The sequence below is a fragment of the Ktedonobacterales bacterium genome (assembly GCA_036557285.1).
GTDB lineage: Bacteria > Chloroflexota > Ktedonobacteria > Ktedonobacterales > DATBGS01 > DATBHW01.
The window spans coordinates 169,378-175,996 of record DATBHW010000040.1 but is presented as its reverse complement, the minus strand read 5'-3'; the positions used below and the strand labels follow the sequence as shown (position 1 = coordinate 175,996).

The 6,619-nt window shown below is 58.8% G+C and carries 7 protein-coding genes; 4 read left to right on the top strand and 3 right to left on the bottom strand.

The genetic code is table 11. The features are described from left to right. Positions 1–206: 206 nt before the first annotated feature. From VH599_11735 to glgP, 4 genes are all read left to right on the top strand, one after another. Positions 207–485, top strand: coding sequence for a MoaD/ThiS family protein (locus VH599_11735; GenBank protein HEY7348972.1), 279 nt, complete (start codon positions 207–209; stop codon positions 483–485). A 51-nt stretch (positions 486–536) separates the two neighbouring features. Continuing rightward, positions 537–1,472 (top strand): cysteine synthase family protein, encoded by a 936-nt coding sequence (locus VH599_11730; protein ID HEY7348971.1) that lies wholly within the window; start codon positions 537–539, stop codon positions 1,470–1,472. A 10-nt stretch (positions 1,473–1,482) separates the two neighbouring features. Beyond that, positions 1,483–1,926 (top strand): M67 family metallopeptidase, encoded by a 444-nt coding sequence (locus VH599_11725; protein ID HEY7348970.1) that lies wholly within the window; start codon positions 1,483–1,485, stop codon positions 1,924–1,926. A 333-nt stretch (positions 1,927–2,259) separates the two neighbouring features. Then, on the top strand, positions 2,260–4,809 hold the full coding sequence (gene glgP, locus VH599_11720; protein ID HEY7348969.1) for an alpha-glucan family phosphorylase: 2,550 nt from the start codon (positions 2,260–2,262) through the stop codon (positions 4,807–4,809). Positions 4,810–4,893: 84 nt separating this feature from the next. Here the strand turns inward: glgP and VH599_11715 are convergent, their stop codons facing one another. The 3 genes from VH599_11715 to VH599_11705 form a co-directional block, all read right to left on the bottom strand. Beyond that, positions 4,894–5,019, bottom strand: coding sequence for a hypothetical protein (locus VH599_11715; GenBank protein HEY7348968.1), 126 nt, complete (start codon positions 5,017–5,019; stop codon positions 4,894–4,896). A 107-nt stretch (positions 5,020–5,126) separates the two neighbouring features. Continuing rightward, entirely contained in the window at positions 5,127–5,663 is a 537-nt protein-coding gene (locus VH599_11710) for a hypothetical protein (protein HEY7348967.1), read from the bottom strand. Between the two features lie 99 nt (positions 5,664–5,762). Further along, positions 5,763–6,611 (bottom strand): MBL fold metallo-hydrolase, encoded by an 849-nt coding sequence (locus VH599_11705; GenBank protein ID HEY7348966.1) that lies wholly within the window; start codon positions 6,609–6,611, stop codon positions 5,763–5,765. Positions 6,612–6,619 lie beyond the last annotated feature (8 nt).

Genomic DNA, 6,619 nt, shown 5'->3' with positions numbered 1-6,619 from the left:
TAGCGCCGCCGTCCCGGCGGCCAAACGTTGGCACGTGGAAACGCTGAACGTGCAGCCCTGGTCGCCAGTGAGGCGTTCAGCCGCCGGGACGGCGGCGCTCCGCTCGGTCCGGTGCGGCTTTCCGCCAGCGAAGCCACCAGCTAGGAGCATTGACCAAGACGGTCTAGAAAATTCGGGATGACCCATGTTACAGGAGATACGATTCGATGGTAACAGTCTTTATCCCCCCTGTGCTGCGAGCTTCTGTGGGCGGCGCGAAACAAGTCAGCGCGCAGGGCAGTACATTGGCCGAAGTGCTGGAAGACCTCTTTGGGCGCTTTCCCGATGTCAAAGAGCAGGTGTTGTCTCCCGAAGGCAGCCTGAACACCTTCGTTAATGTCTATGTCAATAACGAGGATGTGCGTTTCTTAAAGGGGCTTGATACCCCCATCGGGGCAAATGACAGCGTGCGCCTGCTGCCTGCGATGGCCGGAGGCCAGGGGTAAAGCGGCTCGCCTCGGTTCGCCTGAAAGCCGCACACCCCATCGGAGGTGGCTATGAGATATGCCTCCATCCTTGAGAGCATCGGCCACACGCCGGTAGTTGAACTTCAGCGCCTGAGTCCCAGGCCAACAGTCCATCTCTTCGCCAAGCTGGAGGGCAATAATCCTACCGGCAGCGTAAAGGACCGTATCGCCAAATACATGATCGAGCAGGCCGAAGCCAGCGGTGAGCTTACCCCTGATCGCGTGATTCTGGAGCCAACCAGCGGTAACACCGGCATTGGCCTGGCGATGATCGCCCGTGTCAAGGGCTATCGCTTCGTTGCCGTCATGCCCGATAACGTCACTGCCGAGCGGCGCAAGCTGCTGAATCTCTACGGAGCGAAGATCGTCTTCTCCGACGGCGCGAAGGGCAGCAACGGCGCCGTTGCGCTGGCCCGCGAAATGGCGGCCCAGGACTCGCGGTACTATATGCCCTATCAGTATGGGAACGAAGCCAATCCACGCGCCCATTATGAAACCACCGCCGTAGAAATCATCGCAGACCTGCCCGACATCAATGTCTTTGTGGCGGGACTGGGGACCGGAGGCACGTTGACCGGCTGCGCCCGCCGCCTGAAAGAATATAATTCGGCCATACGGGTTGTCGCCGCCGAACCCTTACAGGGCGAAGGCGTGCAGGGTTTGCGCAGCCTGGAGGATGGTTTTATTCCCCCCATCCTGGACCTGAAGCTGCTGGATGGCAAGATTCTGGTGCGCGCCGCTGACGCCATTCGCGCCCTGCGCGACTTAAAAGACCGTGAAGGCATCTTTGCTGGTCCATCGTGCGGCGCGGCCCTCTACGCCGCCCTGCGCGTTGCCAGCGAGCTTGAGCAGGGCAATATCCTCGTCTTGCTGGCCGATGGCGGCTGGAAGTATTTAAGCGAAGACCTCTGGACACGCGATCTGGACGCGCTGGAAGAAGAACTCGATCAAAAGCTGCTGTGGTAGGAGTAGGGTCTTGGAAAGCGATACGCCAACCGATAGACCACAAGTGATTACGCTGCCTCGCGCGGTGGTCAGCGAGATGCTGGCTCATATCCAGGCAGGGTATCCTAACGAAGCCTGCGGCGTGCTGGCAGGGGCAGATGGCCGGGTCGTCAAGCATTATCCGGCCATCAACGCCTCGGAGACGCCAGAAACGTTTAGCCAGATCGGTTCGCGCGAACTGCTGAGCATCGCCCAGGAGATCGACGACAACGATTGGACCTTTTTCGCGTACTATCATTCGCACCCGCGCACACCAGCATACCCCTCCCCGCGCGACATCGCCCTCGCGCAAGGCTGGCCGGGTACCCTCTACATCATCTTCTCGCTGCGCGATCAGGACCAGCCGGAGATGCGCATCTTCAGCATCAACAGCGCCCGCAGTGTCAGCGAGCATCAAGTGAACATCGAGCCGTAAACAAGGCCTTCGACAGCCCTTGCATTTTTTCTCGCTCCCTATGAGCGCATCCTTGCCAATCCCTCCCAGGAAACCATCGAGCGCAGGCAGAAATGCAGCAGATGTCTAGCCAGGAGTTATCAGGAGTTATAGGGAAACAGGGCTACTATCTCTGTCTTCGGCCTATTTCATCGAGTACAATGAGAGCGCCATCGTAGAGAAAATTGGCAGATTATCTGCTCTGGCAGAGTCTATAGAAGTGGAGCCGCTGGCAATCACACCGCATCCAGTGGCTCCAGTGCAAGCAATAAGAAGAAACGCCATATATTGGCGGATTATGAAGGAGAATCGGGTTTGAAAATCTTGGGGCGGATGGCTGTTTTTCCAGTGATCCCCACGCGAATCAGCCGTTTGCATGAACTGGCCTATAACCTCTGGTGGAGTTGGAATGCTGAGGCGCAGCGCCTCTATCAGACCATTGATGCAGAACACTGGCAGCGCGGCGCGCATAATCCAGTGCGCCTCTTGCGCGAAGTTGCGCCGGAACGTTTACAAACTCTGGCAGAGGATCATGTCTTTCTAAAACAGTACGATCAAGTGATGCAAGCGTTCGATGCGTATATGAAGCCGGAGCAAACATGGTTTGGGCAGCGTCATCCAGACTTGCTCAATCAGAGCATTGCTTACTTTTCTATGGAGTTTGGCTTGCATGAATCGCTGCCCATCTATTCAGGTGGCCTGGGCATTCTTTCTGGCGACCACTGCAAAGAAGCCAGCGATCTGGGGCTGCCGCTGGTCGGCGTTGGCTTTCTCTATCCGCAGGGCTATTTTAGCCAGCGCATCAACGCCGATGGCGTACAAGAGGCCACCTATAATAAGCTGCGCTTCTCGGAAGTCTCAGCTACTCCGGCAGTCACGCCTGATGGCGTCGAAGTTGTCATCAGCGTCGATCTGCCGGGGCGCAAAGTCTACGCCAAGGTCTGGAAGATCGCAGTGGGCCGCATCTCCCTCTATCTGATGGATACTGACGTTGAACCCAATGCGCCCAATGATCGCGTGCTGGCCGCGCATCTCTATGGAGGCGACCACGAGATGCGCATCTCGCAAGAGGTTGTGCTGGGCATTGGCGGCGTGCGCGCGCTGCGGGCGTTGGGGCTAAAGCCCGCGCTCTGGCATATGAATGAGGGCCACGCCGCCTTCCTGGGATTGGAGCGCATCCGCGAACTGATCGCTGAAGAGGGTCTGACCTTTGCCGAAGCCCGCGAAGCTGTGGCGGCCAACGCCGTCTTTACCACGCATACGCCGGTTCCGGCTGGCAACGATGCGTTTGGACTTGATCTCATTGATCGCTTTTTTGGCAGCTACTGGGGACAACTGAGTCTCAGCCGCGACCAGTTTATGGACCTGGCCCGCCAGGATCAAAGCTGGGGGCCTAGCTTCAGCATGACGGTCCTGGCGCTCCGCCTCTCCAATCAGCATAACGGCGTCAGCAAGCTGCATGGCGATGTCTCGCGGCGCATGTGGCAGTTCCTGTGGCCGGGGGTTGACGTGGATGAAACGCCGATTGGCTCGATTACCAACGGCGTGCATACCTCAACATGGCTGGCCCCCGCGCTGGGAGAGTTCTATGATCGCGCTCTTGGTCCAGCATGGCGCGAACATCTAGATGAGTCACAAACCTGGGTACCTATTCTCAACGCCTCTGATCAAGAGTTGTGGGCAATTCATTGCCAGCTTAAAGCTGAACTGATCACCTATGTCCGCGAGCGAGCCAGGCAGCACCGACTCCGGCTGGGTGAAGGCGCGTTGCAGATCAACGAGGCGACAGCACTCCTTGACCCGCAGGCATTTACCATTGGCTTTGCCCGCCGTTTCGCCACCTACAAACGCGCCACCTTGATTTTCCGCGACCTGGAACGTATCCGGCGCTTACTCCAGTCTTCCAGCCATCCTGTACAAATCATCTTTGCCGGCAAAGCCCATCCGGCAGACGAGCCAGGCAAAGCGCTCATTCAGCAGGTCTATCGCCTCTCGCGGCAGCCGGGGTTTGCAGGCCACGTCGTCTTCCTCGAAGACTATGACATGGATATGGCGCGAAAGCTGGTGAGCGGCGTCGATCTGTGGCTCAATAACCCCGTTCGCCCCTACGAGGCCAGCGGCACCAGCGGCCAGAAAGCCTCACTCAATGGAGCGCCCAATTGCAGCATCCTTGATGGCTGGTGGGTCGAAGGATATAACAGCAAAAATGGCTGGGCCTTCGGCGAACAACGCGAATACCAGAACGCCGAGCTTCAGGCCGAAGCCGACGCTCTGGCGCTCTATACTGTCCTGGAGCAAGAGATTATCCCCCTGTTTTTCGAGCGCGACACCCAGGGCCTGCCCACGCGCTGGCTGCGCGTCATGAAAGAAACCATCCGCACGATTGCTCCCCAGTTCAGCATGCGCCGCATGGTCAAGGAGTATACCGAGCGCCTCTATGTGCCGGGCGAGCAGCAAGAGCAGCGCGTGGCTCAGGACCACTACGCCCTGGCGCGGGCATTGGCAGCCTGGAAAAAGCAGGTCATCCAGACCTGGCCGGAGGTGGGCCTCTGGGCAAACGGCCCCACCGAAGGGCAGATTGCCATCGGCCAATCAATTGATGTCACTGCCTATGCGCGCCTCGCCAGCCTGCGGCCAGAGGATGTTCTGGTCGAAGTAGTCTACGGACACGATGAGGATGGGCGCCTCAGCGGCTCAATCTATCAGCGCATGGAGCAGGATGGTCAGGAGAGCGATGGCAGCTACCGCTATCACACGCGCATCCTCCCACAAAGCGGCGGGAGCTTTGTCTATGGGGTGCGCCTGCTGCCAGCGCATCCGGCCCTGCTAGACCGGCACGAGATGGGGCTAGTGCGCTGGGCCTGATCAGTTCTCTACCAGCGGAACTATCTGCTGACCGGAGGCGCGGCACGCCACGCCTCCGGCGTTTTATGCCTGCGCGCGCGCCGCTCAGGCTCGCTGCCGTTTGGCGGCCTCTTCACGGCGTGCCTGAAGGAGACCGAGCAGCAATGAACCCACAAGAAAGACAACCAGCATCACTTCTACCGGGCTAAATCGAATACGCCCTTTATTCATTCTAGCGGCTCCTTTCGCGCTGCCTGCCCAGGCGCATGCTCCCCAGGAGAGCGCCACACCTCGTTATACCACATCTCCCTGGATGCTTACGGCGCAAACAGCGCGGCTCAGAACAACGCCTGCTTTATTTTCTGGTGGCGATCTCTGGCCTTTTCGCGCGAGAACTCTTTCTGGCGCTGGCGTTGGCTCTTTTCAGCATTCCTGGTAGTTCGCCTGGCTATTTCCAGCCCTTCACCCACCTGGGCGCGCAATTTATCTAGGCTGCGCTCGATTGTTGTCATATGCTGGGCAGTATACGCATAGGCCCCTCGCATGAGTTGATTGGCCTGCTGCTGGCCTTCGCCCACAATCTCATCGAACTGTTGGAGGCTAAGGGTTTTAATGCGATCATCGCTCAAGATCTCTCTCGCCTCTTGCCTGGCAGCTTCTACAATCAGTCTGCCCTCATTCGCTGCCTGGCTGAGCAGTTCATCGTGCGAAGAGGTGAGCGCAGCCTCCTGCTGCGCGCGCTCGATCTGTTCGCGGGCGGCCCGCAGCAGTTCATCAATCACGCTCCGATCAACGGCGTGCAGGCGAGTAAACGGTACCCAGGGGCTTTCGCGCACATAGCTTTCAAGGGCATCAAGCGTATCGAAGACATCCATCGTGGCGACTCCTCTTGCGCCAATCCGCTCTTCCCGCTCTCTTCGAGGCTGCCAGGCACAGCCTTACAGATACCCTGCATAAAAGATGCCAGAAAAGCGTTATGTCAGATCGTTCAGTCGCCAGATCGTTTCTCCTCCTTGCGCTTCTCGCTGCGCCACGCGCCCCTCCTCCTCTAATTTCAGCAGGTGCGCGCGCACTGATTCCCCGGCAAAGCCGTGTAGTTGAGGGTCCACATCCGCATAGATGTGTCTAACCATCGCTGGGATGCCGTCCAGGCCCGCTTGCAAAGCCGCCAGAATCTGCTGTTCTCGCAGCAAACGATGGTCAATGTATTCCTGAAGCTTCGCCTGGGGCGTCGTTATAAACGGCCCGTGCGCAGGCAGAATCAGCGCCAGATCATGAGCCAGCAGACGGCGCAGCGAACGCAGGTACTCGTTGATACTGCCTTCGGGGGGAATAATCACCACCGTCCCGACACCAGCCACCAGATCACCTGCAAACAGGATACGGGCGCGCTCCAGCAAAAAGCAGACATGATCGAAGCGATGACCAGGGGTATGGATGACCCGCAGCCGGTCAGGGCCGCAATCAATGGTTTGCTGGTCTGAAAGTTCCTGGTCGGCAATAGATGTTCCCTCACGGCTCCAGGCCAGGATGGGAGCGCCGGTAAGCTGCGCCAGGGTTCGCGCGCCCTCGCAGTGGTCTGCATGTCCATGCGTGATGAGAATGCTGCTCACGCCGCCCCAAGCCTGGCCTGCCCGCGCCAGCGACTCCAGATGCCCCTGATTCTCTGGCCCTGGATCGATAATAGCGCAGCCTGCCCCCGTTCCGCCAACGAGAAACGAACTGGTTCCTGGGCCGGTCAGCGCCGATGGGTTGGGAGCAAGCACATGCCTGACATAATCGGGAAGCGCGGGCAGCGCCGGTTTCGTTGCTTCTGTTGTCATAGATCTGA

Excerpts from the sequence above, each read along its gene's own strand:
- VH599_11735 (HEY7348972.1), top strand. The coding sequence starts at position 207 with ATGGTAACAGTCTTTATCCCCCCTGTGCTGCGAGCTTCTGTGGGCGGC.
- VH599_11730 (HEY7348971.1), top strand. The coding sequence starts at position 537 with ATGAGATATGCCTCCATCCTTGAGAGCATCGGCCACACGCCGGTAGTT.
- VH599_11715 (HEY7348968.1), bottom strand. The coding sequence starts at position 5,019 with ATGAATAAAGGGCGTATTCGATTTAGCCCGGTAGAAGTGATGCTGGTT.
- VH599_11710 (HEY7348967.1), bottom strand. The coding sequence starts at position 5,663 with ATGGATGTCTTCGATACGCTTGATGCCCTTGAAAGCTATGTGCGCGAA.
- VH599_11705 (HEY7348966.1), bottom strand. The coding sequence starts at position 6,611 with ATGACAACAGAAGCAACGAAACCGGCGCTGCCCGCGCTTCCCGATTAT.